This window comes from Parabacteroides sp. Marseille-P3160 (assembly GCF_900162725.1).
Classification (GTDB): domain Bacteria; phylum Bacteroidota; class Bacteroidia; order Bacteroidales; family Tannerellaceae; genus Marseille-P3160.
On record NZ_LT799418.1, the window covers coordinates 1,981,835 to 1,998,273 of the forward strand.

At 44.5% G+C, this 16,439-nt stretch carries 11 protein-coding genes, 1 rRNA gene, 1 riboswitch and 1 other annotated feature (1 of these 14 cut by a window edge); of the genes, 8 read left to right on the top strand and 4 right to left on the bottom strand.

What is annotated here, in order from left to right:
• Nucleotides 1–656, top strand: a sequence feature (most likely nonfunctional fraction of RNA operon); it begins 1,628 nt to the left of the window's first position.
• 156 nt (nt 657–812) lie between these two features.
• The 5 genes from rrf (at nt 813) to BQ8014_RS07845 (ending at nt 6,457) form a co-directional block, all read left to right on the top strand.
• Nucleotides 813–924, top strand: a 5S ribosomal RNA gene (gene rrf, locus BQ8014_RS07825).
• 179 nt (nt 925–1,103) lie between these two features.
• The gene (locus BQ8014_RS07830) at nt 1,104–1,697 is read left to right on the top strand and encodes a rhomboid family intramembrane serine protease (RefSeq protein WP_080903887.1); all 594 of its coding nucleotides are present in this window, start codon (nt 1,104–1,106) and stop codon (nt 1,695–1,697) included.
• A 208-nt stretch (nt 1,698–1,905) separates the two neighbouring features.
• Nucleotides 1,906–3,855, top strand: a complete 1,950-nt coding sequence (locus BQ8014_RS07835) for a glycogen debranching enzyme N-terminal domain-containing protein (RefSeq protein WP_080903888.1) — start codon at nt 1,906–1,908, stop codon at nt 3,853–3,855.
• A complete protein-coding gene (locus tag BQ8014_RS07840; RefSeq protein ID WP_080903889.1) occupies nt 3,852–5,126 on the top strand; it encodes a glycosyltransferase in 1,275 nt (424 codons plus the stop codon). Before BQ8014_RS07835 ends, BQ8014_RS07840 begins: the two co-directional genes overlap by 4 nt.
• 17 nt (nt 5,127–5,143) lie before the next feature.
• The gene (locus BQ8014_RS07845) at nt 5,144–6,457 is read left to right on the top strand and encodes a glycoside hydrolase family 57 protein (RefSeq protein WP_080903890.1); all 1,314 of its coding nucleotides are present in this window, start codon (nt 5,144–5,146) and stop codon (nt 6,455–6,457) included.
• Nucleotides 6,458–6,576: 119 nt separating this feature from the next.
• Here BQ8014_RS07845 and BQ8014_RS07850 read toward each other — a convergent pair whose 3' ends face one another.
• The 4 genes from BQ8014_RS07850 to BQ8014_RS07865 form a co-directional block, all read right to left on the bottom strand.
• The gene (locus BQ8014_RS07850) at nt 6,577–6,936 is read right to left on the bottom strand and encodes a hypothetical protein (RefSeq protein ID WP_080903891.1); all 360 of its coding nucleotides are present in this window, start codon (nt 6,934–6,936) and stop codon (nt 6,577–6,579) included.
• Nucleotides 6,937–7,253: 317 nt separating this feature from the next.
• Entirely contained in the window at nt 7,254–8,159 is a 906-nt protein-coding gene (locus BQ8014_RS07855) for a DUF4249 domain-containing protein (RefSeq protein ID WP_080903892.1), read from the bottom strand.
• A 4-nt stretch (nt 8,160–8,163) separates the two neighbouring features.
• Nucleotides 8,164–10,470, bottom strand: a complete 2,307-nt coding sequence (locus BQ8014_RS07860; protein ID WP_080903893.1) for a TonB-dependent receptor — start codon at nt 10,468–10,470, stop codon at nt 8,164–8,166.
• Nucleotides 10,471–10,988: 518 nt separating this feature from the next.
• Nucleotides 10,989–12,152 (bottom strand): 6-bladed beta-propeller, encoded by a 1,164-nt coding sequence (locus tag BQ8014_RS07865; RefSeq protein ID WP_080905881.1) that lies wholly within the window; start codon nt 12,150–12,152, stop codon nt 10,989–10,991.
• A gap of 644 nt (nt 12,153–12,796) precedes the next feature.
• Nucleotides 12,797–12,913, top strand: a riboswitch (TPP riboswitch).
• A 60-nt stretch (nt 12,914–12,973) separates the two neighbouring features.
• Here BQ8014_RS07865 and BQ8014_RS07870 point away from each other — a divergent pair.
• From BQ8014_RS07870 to BQ8014_RS07880, 3 genes are read left to right on the top strand one after another with little or no spacing between them, the layout of a single operon-like run.
• Nucleotides 12,974–15,181: a TonB-dependent receptor gene (locus BQ8014_RS07870; RefSeq protein WP_080903894.1), complete on the top strand. Its 2,208-nt coding sequence runs from the start codon at nt 12,974–12,976 to the stop codon at nt 15,179–15,181.
• Nucleotides 15,181–15,786: a nicotinamide riboside transporter PnuC gene (gene pnuC / locus BQ8014_RS07875; RefSeq protein ID WP_080903895.1), complete on the top strand. Its 606-nt coding sequence runs from the start codon at nt 15,181–15,183 to the stop codon at nt 15,784–15,786. Before BQ8014_RS07870 ends, pnuC begins: the two co-directional genes overlap by 1 nt.
• Nucleotides 15,770–16,411 (top strand): thiamine diphosphokinase, encoded by a 642-nt coding sequence (locus tag BQ8014_RS07880; protein ID WP_080903896.1) that lies wholly within the window; start codon nt 15,770–15,772, stop codon nt 16,409–16,411. The genes pnuC and BQ8014_RS07880 overlap by 17 nt, the downstream gene beginning before the upstream one ends.
• Nucleotides 16,412–16,439 lie beyond the last annotated feature (28 nt).

A 16,439-nucleotide genomic window follows, 5' to 3' on the forward strand; every position in this document is an offset into this window, starting at 1 on the left:
AGAAGGACAGTGTATGGTGGGTAGTTTGACTGGGGTGGTCGCCTCCAAAAGTGTAACGGAGGCTTCTAAAGGTGCGTTCAGGCCGATTGGTAACCGGTCGTAGAGTGTAATGGCATAATCGCGCTTGACTGGGAGAGAGACAACTCGATCAGGTAGGAAACTAGAGCATAGTGATCCGGTGGTTCCGTATGGAAGGGCCATCGCTCAAAGGATAAAAGGTACTCCGGGGATAACAGGCTGATCGCTCCCAAGAGCTCATATCGACGGAGCGGTTTGGCACCTCGATGTCGGCTCGTCACATCCTGGGGCTGGAGAATGTCCCAAGGGTTGGGCTGTTCGCCCATTAAAGTGGCACGCGAGCTGGGTTCAGAACGTCGTGAGACAGTTCGGTCTCTATCTATCGTGGGCGCAGGATATTTGCGGGGCTCTGACACTAGTACGAGAGGACCGTGTTGGACAGACCTCTGGTTTACCGGTTGTACCGCCAGGTGCACCGCCGGGTAGCTAAGTCTGGCAGGGATAAGTGCTGAAAGCATCTAAGTACGAAGCCCTCCCCAAGATTAGATATCCCTTGAAGGGTGGTTATAGACGATGACCTTGATAGGCTGCAGGTGTAAGGGCAGTAATGTCCGAGCCGAGCAGTACTAATAGCCCGTGACTTTCTTTGAAAAGAAAAAAAAGGACGGCTTTAGACTCTGTATATTTACTTTATTGCGTCCGGTATGTTTATATAAAAGACAGGCTTACGTGAATGGCCTTTCAGAGGCCCGAGTGTGCAGGAGTGCATCACAAGGAATCGTAAGCGAAGCAATTCAGGTGGTTATAGCATCAGGGATCCACCTCTTCCCATTCCGAACAGAGAAGTTAAGCCTGATCGCGCCGATGGTACTGCGTCATAAGTGGGAGAGTAGGTCGCCGCCGTTTTTTGAAGACCGGGGAAGTTCACCCTCCGCAAGGAGCAAGAACTTCTCCGGTCTTTTTTGTGTTAAGGAGGGAAGCCGGGAAAGATCCGTTGTTTTGATAATTTGGAGATTCTTATAAGGAAGACTCTGGGATATTACGTCAGGATTCTTATATTTACATTTTTAAAAGCGAATAGATCTATGATTACTTATATCCTTATTGCAATAACCTGTGCGGTTTCTTTTATTTGTTTTTCCAATCGCTCTCTTTTTGAGAAATTGGCTTTAATCCCTTTCAGGGTAGTTCGGAACCATGAATGGTACCGCATTATAACCCATGGGTTTGTCCATGCCGATTCGATGCATCTGTTAGTCAATATGTTCACTTTCTGGTCTTTTGGCGTCTATATTGAAACGCTTTTTCTTTCTATGGAATTTAGTGAAGGTGTTTACCTGTTGCTATATTTCGGAGGGATGGTCGTTGCTTCTATCGGCGATTTAATCAAACAAAAGGGGAATCCCGCCTTTATCTCTATCGGAGCATCCGGTGCCGTGTCAAGTGTCCTGTTTACATACATCTTCTTTGAGCCTTTCGGAAAGATTCTTTTATTCGCCGTTTTACCTATACCCAGTCTCCTTTTTGGCGTGCTCTATCTTATTTATTGTCAATATATGGCACGAAGAGCGAAAGATAATATCAATCATTATGCCCACTTTTACGGCGCAATATACGGCTTCTGTTTTCCTTTATTGGTCGAACCTTCCCTGATAAATTTATTCTTGTCTCATTTCTAAAATATTATTTTTTTTTACTCTATACACTTTCTTTGATCTTTCTTTTTTTTATTTGGATAAAGAATCCTTCTATTCTGTTTAAAAAAAGGAAAGCTTATTTCATTACTATATTTATTGAAAGAAAATGGAGACTTCTATTGTCTATATTATTAATATTTGATACATTTGATACGTACAGACCTTTATACGGAGAAATAAATAAATTAAAATGGGCTATCTTAAATTTGATAAAACGTTAATGAACAATCTGGAAGAATCACTTTCGCGTGAAGTACTTCGTACAAATCAGAAAGGGGCTTACCATTGTTCTACCATTGTAGACTGTAATACTCGTAAGTATCACGGCCTATTGGTTATGCCGGTTCCCTGCCTGGATGATGAAAACCATGTTCTCCTGTCTTCCTTTGACGAAACTGTGATCCAACACGGAGCGGAATTTAATTTGGGATTACATAAATATGCCGGAGGCCATTTCAGCCCGAACGGGCATAAGTATATCCGGGAATATAATACGGAAATAGTTCCGCGTACCCTGTATCGTGTGGGTGGAGTTATTCTATCGAAAGAAAAAGTCTTTTCAAGAACGGAAAACCAGATATTCATCAGATATAAACTGGAAGATGCCCATTCGGTGACAACCTTGCGCTTTCGTCCGTTTCTTGCTTTTCGCAGTGTAAAGCAACTGACTCATGAAAACGGCTCGGTAAACCAATCGTATGAAGAAATACCTAACGGCATCAAGACCTGCATGTATGAAGGTTATCCCGATTTATACATGCAATTCAGCAAAAGCGCCAAATTCGTTTTCGAACCTTACTGGTATAAAGGCCTTGAGTATCCGAAAGAGCAGGAGAGGGGTTATCCGTATCATGAGGATCTCTATGTTCCCGGTTATTTTGAAGTGCCGATCAAAAAAGGAGAAACTCTCTTCTTTTGTGCTGGGGATAAGCAAATGGTAACAACCCGCATGAAGTTGCTCTACGAAATGGAATTGCAGTTACGTACCCCCCGGTCGAGCTTCTTCAATATGTTGAAGAATGCATCCGAACAATTCCTTTTCAATCCTAAAGGAGACGAATTTTACTTGTTGGCCGGCTATCCGTGGTTTAAAGTCCGGGCGCGGGATTTATTCATTTCAATTCCCGGCTGTACATTGTGTATAGACGACCGGGAACTCTATGAGAAATTGATGCGGAGCGCCTTGCCTGCACTGATGACCTATATTAAAGATGGTACCTTGGATCCGGTTATTCGTGAGTTGGATAAGCCGGATGTGCTTTTATGGGCTGTTTGGTGTGTGCAGCAATACGCTAATCGAATCGGATTGGCAGAGGCTGTCGGGCGTTATGAGGAACTTGTCAGCGAGATAATCCAATTCTTCTTTGAGCAGAGACACCCGGATATACGATTGATGGATACAGGTTTGCTTTACGTCAAAGGACGTGATAAGGCAGCTTCCTGGATGAATTCGACAATTGAAGGCAAGCCGGTCGTCTGTCGTTCCGGATACCTGGTTGAATTGAATGCTTTATGGTATAATGCCCTACGTTTTTATAAAGAAATGAAGGGCGGAGTAGAGATTGAAGCCGTGGATAAAGTGGTCCGGACGCTGGACCGTTTCTTTCCTGAGACTTTTGTGAATAAATATAAATACCTTTTCGATTATGTAGACGGGCAATACCCGGACTGGAGCGTGCGACCGAATATGGTTATTGCGATTTCCATGACGTATTCACCCCTTACCCGGAGCCAGAAAAGGAATGTATTGGATGTGGCAACGAAAGAGTTGTTGACGCCGAAAGGATTGCGTACCTTAAGCCCCAAAAGCGAAGGATATCGTCCTTATTATGTCGGGCCTCAATATGAACGAGACCTATCCTATCATCAGGGAACAGCGTGGCCTTGGTTGTTAGGACCCTATTTGTCTTCTTACCTGCAATTGAACGGAAGAAGCGGAGTCTCATTTGCAGAACGGATGTTGATTAGTTTGGAAGAAGAAATGTCATTGCATTGTATCGGAACGATTTCGGAGCTTTTTGATGGAAATCCGCCTTTTATCGGGCGGGGAGCAATCTCTTATTTGATGAGTATTGCTTCCATGCTTAGGATCGTGGATATGTTGAGGAAGTATAATGCAGAAGAAGAAAAAGAAGAATGAAAGCATTAATGTTTGGATGGGAGTTTCCTCCGCATATTCTCGGGGGATTGGGTACGGCAAGTTATGGCTTGATCCGTGGGATGTCGATGCAGCCCGATATGGATATTACGTTAGTCCTTCCTAAACCGTGGGGGGACGAGGACCAGAGTTTTCTGAAAATAATAGGCGCATGCAATACGCCTATTGTGTGGCGTGATGTCAATATGGATTATGTATCCGGCCGCCTGTCCAAATATATGGATCCCCAGCTCTATTTTGATTTGCGTAATCATATATATGCCGATTTCAGCTACCGGCATGTGAACGATTTGGGATGCCTGGAGTTTTCCGGCAGATATCCGGATAATTTATTGGAGGAAATTAATAATTATTCGATTGTAGCCGGAGTGATTGCCCGCACAGAACAATTCGACATCATTCATGCACACGACTGGCTGACCTATCCCGCCGGTATTTATTCGAAGATGATTAGTGGAAAACCGTTGGTTGTCCATGTCCATGCAACCGATTACGACCGGAGCCGGGGAAATGTTAATCCCAGCGTCTATGCTATTGAAAAGGATGGAATGGATCATGCGGATCATATCATTACCGTGAGCAATCTAACCCGGCAGACCGTGATCGAAAAATATCACCAGTCGCCCGATAAAGTAACGACTGTGCATAATGCGGTGGAACCTCTTGGAACGGATATCCTAAGTATTCCCAACAAAAAAGGAGTGAAGGATAAGATTGTAACTTTTTTAGGACGTATAACGATGCAAAAAGGCCCCGAATATTTCGTGGAAGCTGCGGCTAAAGTCCTGAACAAGACGCAAGGCGTACGCTTTGTGATGGCCGGCAGCGGAGATATGATGGATCAGATGATACGTTTGGCTGCTTCCCGCAATATTTCGGACCGGTTTCACTTTACCGGTTTCATGAAAGGTAAACAGGTGTATGAAATCTTTAAGGCAAGCGATGTGTATGTGATGCCTTCTGTATCCGAACCGTTTGGCATTTCTCCTTTGGAAGCCATGCAATGCGGCGTGCCTTCGATTATTTCAAAGCAGTCCGGCTGTGCTGAAATTCTGCAATATGCCGTAAAAGTAGACTATTGGGACATCGATGCGATAGCCGATTCCATTTATGGTTTGATAACCTATCCTGCTTTCCATGAATTATTGAAAGAAGAAGGACGGACTGAAGTGAATAATATCAAGTGGGAATATGCCGGGCAAAAGGTACGCCGGATATACGATGCGGTATTAAAGAAGAGTAGTTACAACTAAAAAAACAGCATAATATGATGAAGACGATTTGCCTCTATTTTCAAATACACCAGCCGTTTCGTTTGCGGAGATATCGTTTCTTTGATATAGGGAACGACCATTACTATTATGATGATTTCCAAAACGAAGACATTATCCACCGGATAGCCGAGAAATGTTATTTGCCGGCTAATCGTTTGATGATGGATATGATTAAGTCCAGCGGAGGAAAATTTAAAGTTGCCTTTTCTATTTCGGGAACGGCTTTGGAGCAAATGGAAGTCTATACTCCGGAAGTAATCGACAGCTTTAAGGAGTTGGCTAAGACGGGAAATATCGAATTCCTTACCGAGACCTACGCCCATTCCCTTTCTTCCTTGGGAAATGCCGCCGAGTTTAAGGCGGAAGTGAAGGCGCATCGCGAAAAGATACATGCACTTTTCGGGGTGAAGCCCAGAGTATTCCGTAATACGGAATTGATTTATTCGGATGATATTTCCCAGTTGATCTATAACATGGGATTTAAGGGGATGTTGACCGAAGGAGCAAAGCATGTCCTGGGATGGAAAAGCCCGAATTATGTATACAGCTCCAGCGTAGAACCGCAACTGAAACTGCTGTTGAAGAACGACCGATTCAGCGAAGACGTTTCCGTCCGTTTTGCCGATTATAGCTGGAACGAATATCCTTTGACGGCGGATAAATATATTTCATGGATCGATCAACAAGAATCCAAAGAAATAACCAATGCATTTATGAATTATGATGTATTAGGCTCTTTCCATGCTGCCGAGACCGGTATTTTTGATTTTTTCAGGGCTTTACCCCATTATGCAGAACAGAAAGGCTTCACATTTTCGTTGCCTTCCGAAATATTCTCTACTGTAAAACCGGTAGACAGTATTTCCGTTCCCTATCCGATGTCATGGGTAAACGAAGAAAAAGATTGCAGCCCGTGGTTAGGGAATGTTTTGCAGCAGGAAGCTTTCCGCAAAATTAATGAAATCAGCGAACGGGTCGCCCTCTGTGACGACCGGCGGATAAAGCAGGATTGGATCTATTTGCAGAGCAGCGATCACTTCTATTATATGAGTACGCGTAGGAGCGATGCCTTCTGTCCGTATGATAATGCATACGATGCCTTCAATAATTATATGAATGTCTTATCCGATTTTATTCTGCGTGTACAGTCCCAATTCCCGTCTTCCATCGAGAATGAAGAACTGAATTCCCTGCTGACTACCATTAAAAACCAGGGAGAAGAAATCGAACAACTGGAACAGAAGATTGGGAAGTTGGAGAAAAAAATGAAACAAACGGCATTGTCCCAAGGAGATACAGTCACAAAATAAATAATATAGACAGGACCAGGGTGGGGATAAAAATTAAAGGGCGTTCAATTGTTTTTTGAACACCCTTTATTCTGTTGTTTATCGAATTAATACATTCTTCATCCATGATCCTTCTGCTTTTACTCTTTTACCATCAAATTGGCTGAACTATTATTGTGAGCAGTTACATTCAAAAGGGTCAGATACTTTTGGTATTGTTCCTGTGAAAGAACGGCCTTTACATTTGCCAGATTGAAAATCAAAGCTTTTTCTGCAGCTTTTTCGTCTTTTGTTTCCAAAGCGCGTTTGATTTTGGCTTCTGAAATCGAGAAGATTGATTTCAACTGATCTTTTTCATTGAAACCTACTCCAAGATAACGAGCAACTGCATTTGAGGTAGCCGGTTCGTTTAACTTGATAAGAACGTCATACTTGTTTGAAGCGAAAGAACTTGTAGCTAACGCTAACAGAGCAACTACTGTAATAAATACCTTTTTCATAACCTAAAATTTTAATTAATAACCTTTTGTAATCTTCCAGAAAAAAAAACACAATAAGAATCCCGCGTTATCATGGTATCCTTATTGTGTTTTACATTCCTGAAAGGCTTTAACCTTTTTGCATTACAAATATAATATGTTGTAGAGCATATAATAAAATATTTTGAGTTAATAAAGGTTAATGGGGTTCATTTTGTTTATAATCCCCTTCTGAAGGTATCAAATTGTTACAAAAATGTTACATTTTCTTTCTCTGGTAGGAGGTGGTTCTATTGGGTAAAGGATAAACCGTTGCTTAGTCTGATTTTTTATACAAACTAATTTGTTTCATCTGCCGGGACGCTTGCCTCGATCCGGTTGATGGTATAAGCGCTGAAAAATCCGGTTCCCCCCTTGCTGATATTGGTTCTGATATTGGAGGCCGGACCGCCGAAAAAAGGATTTTCTCCTTTCATTTCCATCTGGCAATCTATGATAAAAAGATAGTAACTTTTCTCCACCTTATTCATTTCGATAGTAATGTGGTCTCCGGGCGAGACAAAAATAAGATCGTCAAAGTTATCCTCATTTTCATGCTTCTTTGCTTCTTTCCGGTCGAGGAAATATTCGATCGTAAGTCCGTTTATATATTCCCCGTTCACGATTTCATCGCCTAGCATACGGTAGCGGCTGATCCGATCGGTCTTTAAAGTATCATTGACGAAATAGTTGCAGATATAATAATCTTCATCAGGTGAGTCAGTCGCATAGAGATTGAGTGCATAATAGCTTTCACCCATGATTCTTAACGGTTTTATCCGGATGGAATCGAGGCTGATAGCCGGTTGCATCACGGTTTCCGCCTCGTATGTGTCGACTATGCCATCCCCGTCGAAATCCACCTGGATATTCAACCGGTAGGTTATCCCCGCTTTTGCGGAAAGGGAATCGGTCGTTTCATAGGTGCCCTTCTCCGACTGGCTCTCCATGAGATTGAATTCCTCATTGAGGGACGACGTGATACGGACGACGGCGCCTGAAACCGCCTCATTCTTCTCTTGGCTGAAATATGGCGAGGAGCGCGTGAGCCTTACGGACTGCTTCTTATACTCGTTCGTCAGCAAGCCATAAATGACGATCACCGGTTCGGAGTCATTGGTCTTTATATCGATGTCGGCCGTACAGCCTGTGAGAAGTATATATATTAATGTATAGAATACCGGTTGGAATATCTTTCTTTTCATTTTGTCAGAATTTAAAATTATAGGTAATTGAGGGGATGATCCCGAACAGATAAATCATTTCGGCATGAGGGAGACCGCTCACATCGTCCTGGTCGAACGTGATCATCCACGGATTCTTCTGCCAGTAAGCATTATATAAGGAGAAATTCCACTCCCCTTGCCAACGCTTTTTGGACTTCGGATTGGGAATATAAGTCAGCGAAAGATCCAGGCGATGATAGTCCGGTTTTCGGAATTCGTTTCGTCCGGAATAAATCGGGAAATACTCCCCGCCGATTTCGAAACGTCCGGAAGGATAACTCGTCGGATTTCCGGTCGCATACACCCAGACAGTGGAGAGGCTGACCTTCTCCGACAGCTGGTAATTCGCCACAATATTAACGCTGTGCGTCTTGTCGTATGGAGCCAGATATGTCTTGCCTTGATTGATTTCCGGAATCGTACGCTCCGAACGGGAAAGCGTGTAATTGACGAATCCGGTCAGCCGTCCTGTATTCTTCTTCACCATAAACTCGGCTCCATAAGCCTTCCCGGTTCCTGTCCGCACTTCCCCTTCCAACTTATCGTTCAACATGAGTTCCGCATGCTCGGCAAAATCGACTACATTTTTCAAGCCTTTATAATAAACTTCTACCGAAGTCTCATAGCTATTTTCCTTCAGGTTATGGAAATAACCGAGGGAAAACAGATCCGCCCGCTGCGGCTTGATGTTTGGGCTGGCGGGAAACCAGATGTCGAGCGGCGAACCGGAAGCGGAATTGTTAGCCAACTGCATGTATTGCGTGTTGTGGGCATAATTTCCTTTCACCGAAGAATAGTCCGTCAGCTTGTAAACGAATCCGAGGCGTGGCTCCAGGCCGGTATATGTATGATAGATCTCCCCCGACTTATACCGGGTCGAATCCGATACTTCGTACTCATTATCGTAACTATAGACCAAGGCTTTCCCCATGTTTTGGAAGACGGATACCCGCAAGCCGTACTTAAGGCTCAGCCGGTCGCTCAATTTCTGCTCATTGGAAAGATAGATCCCGTGTTCGAGTGCATTGTTTCCCTCCACTTTGAGGCCCGGATAGTCCGGCATGGTGACCACTCCCGGCTGGAAATGGTGATGGATGGTAGAAACGCCGTAACCCAGGTTCCACAGGTCGCTGAGCGGTTGGTTGAAATCAGCCCTCAGCATGACGTCGAAGATGCTGGCGTCCCATGCCGCCTCGGCATCTTCCAGTTTGGATTTCAGGCCGTAGTCGTAATTGGTCAAGTGCAGGCTGAACTTCGAAAACAACCGGTCCGAGAAGGTGTGTCCCCACGAGAGCGAACCGGCGGCATTACTGTACTTAAACTCTCCCGGCTGGGCGCCGAATAAGTCCCGGCCTAAATAGACACTCCCTTCTACCTTATCTTTTCCCGAAAAGCGGTGGGACAATTTGGCATTGACATCATAAAAATAGAGGGCGGCATCCCGTTGGGATTCGTCATTGGATAATTTAAGGAAAAGGTCTGCGTAACTTCGCCTTCCCCCGATCATCCAAGAGGTTTTCTCACCGATCGGGCCTTCGAGCATCAACCGGCTGGATATCAGTCCGATTCCGCCGGTTCCCTGAAACCTCTCCGGCTGGTCGGTCTTTGTCTGTACGTCCAGTAAAGACGAGAGGCGGCCGCCGAACTTCAGTGGCAAGTCGCCTTTATAAAGCTCAAGGCCGCTGAGCACGTCATTGTTGAAGACCGAAAAGAACCCCATCAGGTGGGCGGCGTTATAAACGGTGGAATTGTCCAACAGGATTAAATTCTGATCGGGAGAGCCTCCCCTGACACTGAATCCCGACCCCCCTTCCGAGGCGGACTGTACGCCGGGCAATAACTGGATAGCCTTGATCACGTCTACTTCGCCCATCAGCGCGGGTATCCGTTTGATTTCTGTCGCGGTCAGCCTTTCCACGCCCATACTGATCCGCGATACATTTTCATCCTTCGCTTTTGCCGACACAATAACCTCCTGCAGTTCAGTACTGCTTTCCAAAAGGATCGGCACGGTCTGGTCCCGGTCGGCCTTTATCCGTATTTCCTCATTTTTATAGCCGATATAAGAAGCGATAAGCGTATAGCTACCTTTTTTTAACCGGCAGGAATACTTCCCGGACTGATCCGAGGTCACGGCATTACCGGTTTCTTTGATGTAAACAGTCGCTTCGGCAAGCGCCTCACCCGATTGTTTATCTTGTATTATTCCTTCAATATGAATGGTTTGAGCATATAGCGAGATCGAAAAACCGAGAAGAAACAGTAGGAAATAGAGTTTCTTAGATAACATGACAATCTAATTAAGAATGAACATTCAAATTAAAACCAAGCCAAAGATAGGAAAAGAAAATGCATTTCACAGGCCTTTTCCGCCATTCTCTGTCATTTGTAACCGAATCTTAAATGGTTTGGCGCTTTTGAAAGAGGAGACTCAGAGGTCGGATATTATCCATCATTTATTCTGGCTTTGCCCAGAAAATTTTAGGATTATTTGCAGGTCTTAAATATTGTTAGGAGATACCATAACCTGATTTTCTAGATCTTTCTCCGGCTAGTGAAAGATCTTCGCATGGCGGGAGAAGAATAATTTGTCAGTGCATTGTGCTTAAAATCTGTATACTATAATAACAAAATCAATAACCTTAAAAACAAATTCGAGTTATGGCAATTTCTTTTACTATCCAACACATTCCCGATCTGAATAAAGGAAAAGGACATTCATTAGCAATAGCACAGCCCTTTTCCTCCGGTACTCCTGGTCCCGTGCGGCGAAGGCGTTGGGCGAGCTTCGTGTACAATTATCCTCTATCATTTCTTATGTTTTATCAGCATTATCACCGGATTTGAATCTTCTTCCAAAGTCGAGGCAATTTCTTTCAGCTTGCCTTTGAGTTGCCCTTTTCCATATGCCTCGATCAGGTCAGGGGTATTTAAGGACTTACAGGTTGCGATCTCTTTATTTACAGTGCTTTCGGGTTTCTCTCCCAAAGAAACTTGTTGCTTGTTTGAAAAATCATCATTGATTACGATACATTTGAATAGGCTCTTCTCCCGCTTGTCGTACGCTAAATCTATACCGGGGAATCCTTTAAACGTTGTAAAGTCAATTTCTTTTTTCATGGTTCGCATGAAATAATAACGGTCGGTAATAACAGTTGGAAAGAGGAATACTTCAGGGTTCATGGCGTGTATGGAGGGGGTCCTTACAATAATGGGGTTTAAATTGCCATCCGGTAAATAGTTGTAGATAGTATCGGATGAGGTTCTCATAAGTATCCAATCATTATGACTTGGAACTGTCAGGTAAAAACCGGGTGTTATATTTCCTTCGCCTTCTATTATAACCGGTGTTTCAATCTCTTTAAAAGGTAGTCGAATTTCCCGCGTAATACTGCCATCTTGTTTGGAAAAAAGTATATGGGAAGATTGTTCGGTTTCTATCCCCGGTAAATAACTCTTATAACAAATCAAATTATCCCGGTCATAGTTGAATGTATAATTATAATAACTGGTGTCATCTATGAATTTGAAACTTCTTTTAAAGTTTCCATCTAAGTCATAAACCAGTATGTTTCTTGCACTATAGGCCACGACAAACATTTCATTGTTATCCTCATCCAGGACAATCTCTGTGAACTGTGAATATTCCTCCGGGCCTTGCCCTAAGCGGTTTATCTTTCTTAAGCCTTTACCGGTCTTCCTGTCAAAAACAAAAATATTTCCATCTATGGTTCGGTTTGTTACCAATATGATATCCTTACCGATAGCCTGTATAATACCTTGAGTAATAAATTCGTCCGTAGTTTCCAGAGCAACATATTCTACATCCATAAAATCCTGAAGAATCAGTTCCTTCTCCGGATAATTGGCATTCACATCGACAGTGATGAAATCATCTTTTGATTCTTTGTTTCCTCCGCATCCTGTCATTATAAAAAGGATAATAGCTGAAATTGCATTTACTTTTTTCATTTTCAAAATTTTTAATCTGTTCGAAAAAACTTTATTAATTGCAAACATTTTATGCAGTAGACCCCACCAATGGTTATTGGAACTTATGCGGTTTTCCATTTCTTTATTTGTTTACAAGACTTAGGTCCTCTTCATGCAATTTCAATTAGTTTAGTTTTTTCATGATATTAAAATGTAATTGTAACGATTATAATGCTTTCAAATATATATTTTTTTAAGAAGGAAAATGCCGGATAGAATGTATTTATATATAATTAACCGTTTGGCTAACTTTATTTTTAATAAAAATAATGCCATGTTTCTATCGAAATAATACATGAAATTATAGCAAAAGGATAAATGAACCATAAGTATACAAAAAGGCTCTATAATTAATTGAAGAACTTTATGAATGCCCCGATGCAGGCACAGGACATCCAAAACCTTTGGGTATTGAAAAAATGGGGTAATGGTTGCGCAGAATGGCACAAGAACATAGATTTGTTTATTCGGTAAATGGTGAAACGCTAACCGTTTTAGTTCTATATCTGCTTATGGTCACTATGATGATAAATAAGCGGAGAGGATTGGGTGTGCGATAGAAATATTCTATGGGGAGTGTACATTCATTTGTGTTGTTTAAGATTTTTTTATAGCTTTGCCTTTTGAATACCAAGGGGTGCTTGCGGAATGATTCGCGTTGCGGACGTTCCCGGGCTGAGATTATACCCATAGTACCTGATGCGGGTAATGCCGCCGAAGGGATAGAATCCATCCGGTGTATATGTCCTACCTAACACTCCTTATCCTATTCATATCGTTTTATTTAAAAGGCAAGAAGGATGAAAAGTGTATTTATTATGAGTTGTATCGCCGTTGTTACGGCGACTTTAACGGCGCAGGCTGAAAGCCCGGCCGATACGGTACAGGTTCCCAAGACCGTTTCCTTGAATGAAATCGTTGTTACTGCCACGAAGGTGGGCAAAGGCGTACCGATCGCCTATTCCGAGCTGTCGAAAGAAGAGCTGAACCGGCGGAATGACGGACAGGCGATTCCTTATTTGTTCTCCCAGTCTCCATCGGTCATTACGACTTCGGACGGCGGCTTGGGGATCGGCTATGTAGGCTTCCGGGTGCGCGGTACGGATGCCGCCCGTATCAATATCACCATAAATGGCGTTCCGCTGAATGAGTCCGAGTCGCAAAGCGTCTTTTGGGTAAACATGCCGGATATTGCGTCTTCCATCGATAATATACAGATCCAGCGGGGAGTAGGGACTTCGACGAATGGCGGGGCTGCTTTCGGCGCGACGGTAGCGTTGCAGACAGAGAATCCAAGCCTGAAGCCTTATGGGGAATACTCCCTGTCAGCCGGCTCTTTCGGTACATGGAAGCATACCGCCAAAGGAGGTACTGGACTTTTATATGACCATTTTGTGTTTGACGCCCGTTATTCCAAGGTGGAAACGGACGGTTATATCGACCGGGCCGATGCGGACATGAGCTCTTATTTCGTTTCGGGAGCTTATTATGCCGAGAATACGTTGATCAAGTTCCAGACCTTTGGAAGCAGTGAAAAAACTTACCAGGCGTGGAACGGCGTGCCGGCGGATTCGCTGAAGACGGATCGTACCTACAATCCCTGCGGGGAATATGACGAAAACGGGGTGACGAAATTCTATAACAACCAGACAGATAATTATTGGCAGCATCATTACCACCTGATGGCAAGCCAACGCCTCGGGGATTATTGGAACATGAACCTGACGTTGCATTATACCGACGGAAACGGATATTATGAAGATTACAAAGAAGATGCAAAATATAGTGGTTATAAACTGCCGGTTTATATCAATCCCGATGGCCAGGAGAAGGCAAAGACGGATCTGGTACGCCGGAAATGGCTGGACAATGACTTTTACGGAGCCATCTACAGTGCGAATTACCGGAAAGAAGCGCTTCAGTTCACTTTCGGAGCGGCTGCCAACCGGTATGTGGGCGATCATTTCGGAAGGGTGATCTGGGCGAAAGCGGCCAATGCCTTACCCGAGCCGGATTATGAATATTACCGGAATACCGGGAAGAAAACGGATTATAATGCTTTTGTGAAAACGAATTATCAGTTCTCTTCTCTTTTGAGCGGCTTTCTGGACTTGCAATACCGCGGAATTGATTATTCGATAAAGGGAAGCGACGATAAGGCGGGCGATAATGTGGATATCCGGCGGAACTGGAATTTCTTCAATCCGAAAGTCGGGTTGGACCTAACCTCCGGGGGACATAACGCTTTCGTTTCCTTTTCCGTAGCCAACCGGGAACCGGGGCGGGATAACTTTACTGAGGCGGCGGCCAATGAACGTCCGACGCACGAGACGCTATATGATTACGAGGCCGGTTATACCTATTCGCATCCATTGTTCCGTCTCGGCGTCAACCTTTATTATATGGACTATAAAGACCAACTGATCCTGTCCGGAAGAATCAGCGAGATAGGCGAACTTCTGACTACCAATATCGACCAAAGCTATCGGATGGGAGTAGAATGGACAGGGGGAGTGAAGATCGCTCCCTGGCTGGATTGGAACGGAAACCTGACGCTGAGCCGGAACAAGATCAAAAACTTCACGGAATACGTGGATGTCTATGCCGGTGACGAGTCACTTCCGCAACAGGCCAATTCTTTGGGGACGACCGACATCTCCTTTTCCCCGGATGTCATTGCCAACAGTCTGTTCGACTTGCATTACAAAGGTTTCAGCGCCGGATTCAATTCCCAGTTTGTAGGCCGCCAATATATGGACAATACCTCCAACAAGGAGCGTTCACTCGATCCCTATTTTATCAGCAGCCTACGGTTGGGATACGTTTTCAAGCCGGCATTTATGAATGAGATTGCCCTGGATTTTACGATCCATAATCTGTTCAATGAAGAGTATGAATCGAACGGTTGGACCTATTCCTATATTTCGGACGGGGAACGGAAGAATGATAACGGCTATTTCACACAGGCCGGTACGCATGTGATGGGACGCGTTACGCTTCGTTTTTAATGGAAGGAAGCGCGGTGGAACAGACACTCGAATACTTCGGCGTTGCCAGCGGATTGCTCTATCTTTATTTGGAGATCAGGCAAAAGAAAGTGATGTGGGTCGTGGGATTGCTCACGTCGCTGATTTATGTTTTTGTCTTTTTCTTTTCCAAATTCTATGCCGGCATGGCGTTGAATATCTATTATGTGTTGATCAGCCTCTACGGTTTCCTTCGATGGAGCCGTAAAAAGGCTTCCCCGGAATCGGAGTCGGCGGGGATTGTCTATACGCATCTTGACCTGAAAACAGGGGTGGGCGCCGGAGCCGCCCTGCTGCTCTTATTCGGAGGAATCTATTTTCTGCTCAACCGGTACACGGATTCTCCGGTTGCCCTTGGAGACGCTTTCGTCACTGCCGGTGGGATTGTAGCGACCTGGATGTTGGCGCGTCGTATTCTGGAGCATTGGGTTTGGTGGTGGGTCATCGATCTTGCTTCGGCTTACCTCTATTATTCGCGAGGATTATATCCGACCTCGTTTCTTTATTTCGGATATTTTATATTGGCTATTATCGGATTTTATAATTGGAAAAAGAAAGGAGAAAAGGCGGATGGAGCCAACGTATGATTGTGTAATTGTGGCGAATGGCCGGTTCCCGTCGGCGCCGCTTCCGTTGGAAGAACTGCGGAAAGCGACGGCGCTGATTGTCTGCGACGGCGCCATCTGCAAGATTCATGAAGCAGGCCTTGAGCCACTTGCCGTTATCGGGGATCTGGATAGTATCCCGCCGGAGTTGCATAACCTGTATGCCGAGAAAATCCATTCTTCCGCCGACCAGGAAACGAACGACCTGACGAAAGCTGTCCGTTTTGTACGGCAGGCGGGATTTCGCCGTCCGCTTATCCTGGGAGCTACCGGCCTGCGGGAAGACCATACGCTGGGGAATATCTCCCTTCTGATCGAATATGCAGAGCTGTTCGACCGGATCGAGATGCTTTCGGATTACGGGCTTTTTACACCCCTGCTTCATTCCGCCACATTAACGAGCAATCCCGGCCAGCAAATCTCCCTTTTTTCCCTCCATCCCGGCGGAGAGATCACCACACAAGGCTTGCGTTGGGAGGTAACCGCCCGTCAGTTCACCAACTGGTGGCAAGGTACCTTGAACCAGGCCCTCGGCGCCGAGTTCACCCTCACGCTCGACCAAGGCGCCCAAGTCGTCGTCTACCGCGCCTTGGTTGATTTTAAATAGAAAAGGCCGCCCTTGCGGCAGCCTTTCC

What these genes read in the sequence shown, in the direction of transcription:
- BQ8014_RS07870 (WP_080903894.1), top strand. Translation starts at nt 12,974, where the DNA reads ATGAAAAGTGTATTTATTATGAGTTGTATCGCCGTTGTTACGGCGACT.
- BQ8014_RS07845 (WP_080903890.1), top strand. Translation starts at nt 5,144, where the DNA reads ATGAAGACGATTTGCCTCTATTTTCAAATACACCAGCCGTTTCGTTTG.
- BQ8014_RS07855 (WP_080903892.1), bottom strand. Translation starts at nt 8,159, where the DNA reads ATGAAAAGAAAGATATTCCAACCGGTATTCTATACATTAATATATATA.
- BQ8014_RS07860 (WP_080903893.1), bottom strand. Translation starts at nt 10,470, where the DNA reads ATGTTATCTAAGAAACTCTATTTCCTACTGTTTCTTCTCGGTTTTTCG.
- BQ8014_RS07840 (WP_080903889.1), top strand. Translation starts at nt 3,852, where the DNA reads ATGAAAGCATTAATGTTTGGATGGGAGTTTCCTCCGCATATTCTCGGG.
- BQ8014_RS07880 (WP_080903896.1), top strand. Translation starts at nt 15,770, where the DNA reads ATGGAGCCAACGTATGATTGTGTAATTGTGGCGAATGGCCGGTTCCCG.
- BQ8014_RS07835 (WP_080903888.1), top strand. Translation starts at nt 1,906, where the DNA reads ATGGGCTATCTTAAATTTGATAAAACGTTAATGAACAATCTGGAAGAA.
- BQ8014_RS07865 (WP_080905881.1), bottom strand. Translation starts at nt 12,152, where the DNA reads ATGAAAAAAGTAAATGCAATTTCAGCTATTATCCTTTTTATAATGACA.
- BQ8014_RS07850 (WP_080903891.1), bottom strand. Translation starts at nt 6,936, where the DNA reads ATGAAAAAGGTATTTATTACAGTAGTTGCTCTGTTAGCGTTAGCTACA.
- BQ8014_RS07830 (WP_080903887.1), top strand. Translation starts at nt 1,104, where the DNA reads ATGATTACTTATATCCTTATTGCAATAACCTGTGCGGTTTCTTTTATT.
- pnuC (WP_080903895.1), top strand. Translation starts at nt 15,181, where the DNA reads ATGGAAGGAAGCGCGGTGGAACAGACACTCGAATACTTCGGCGTTGCC.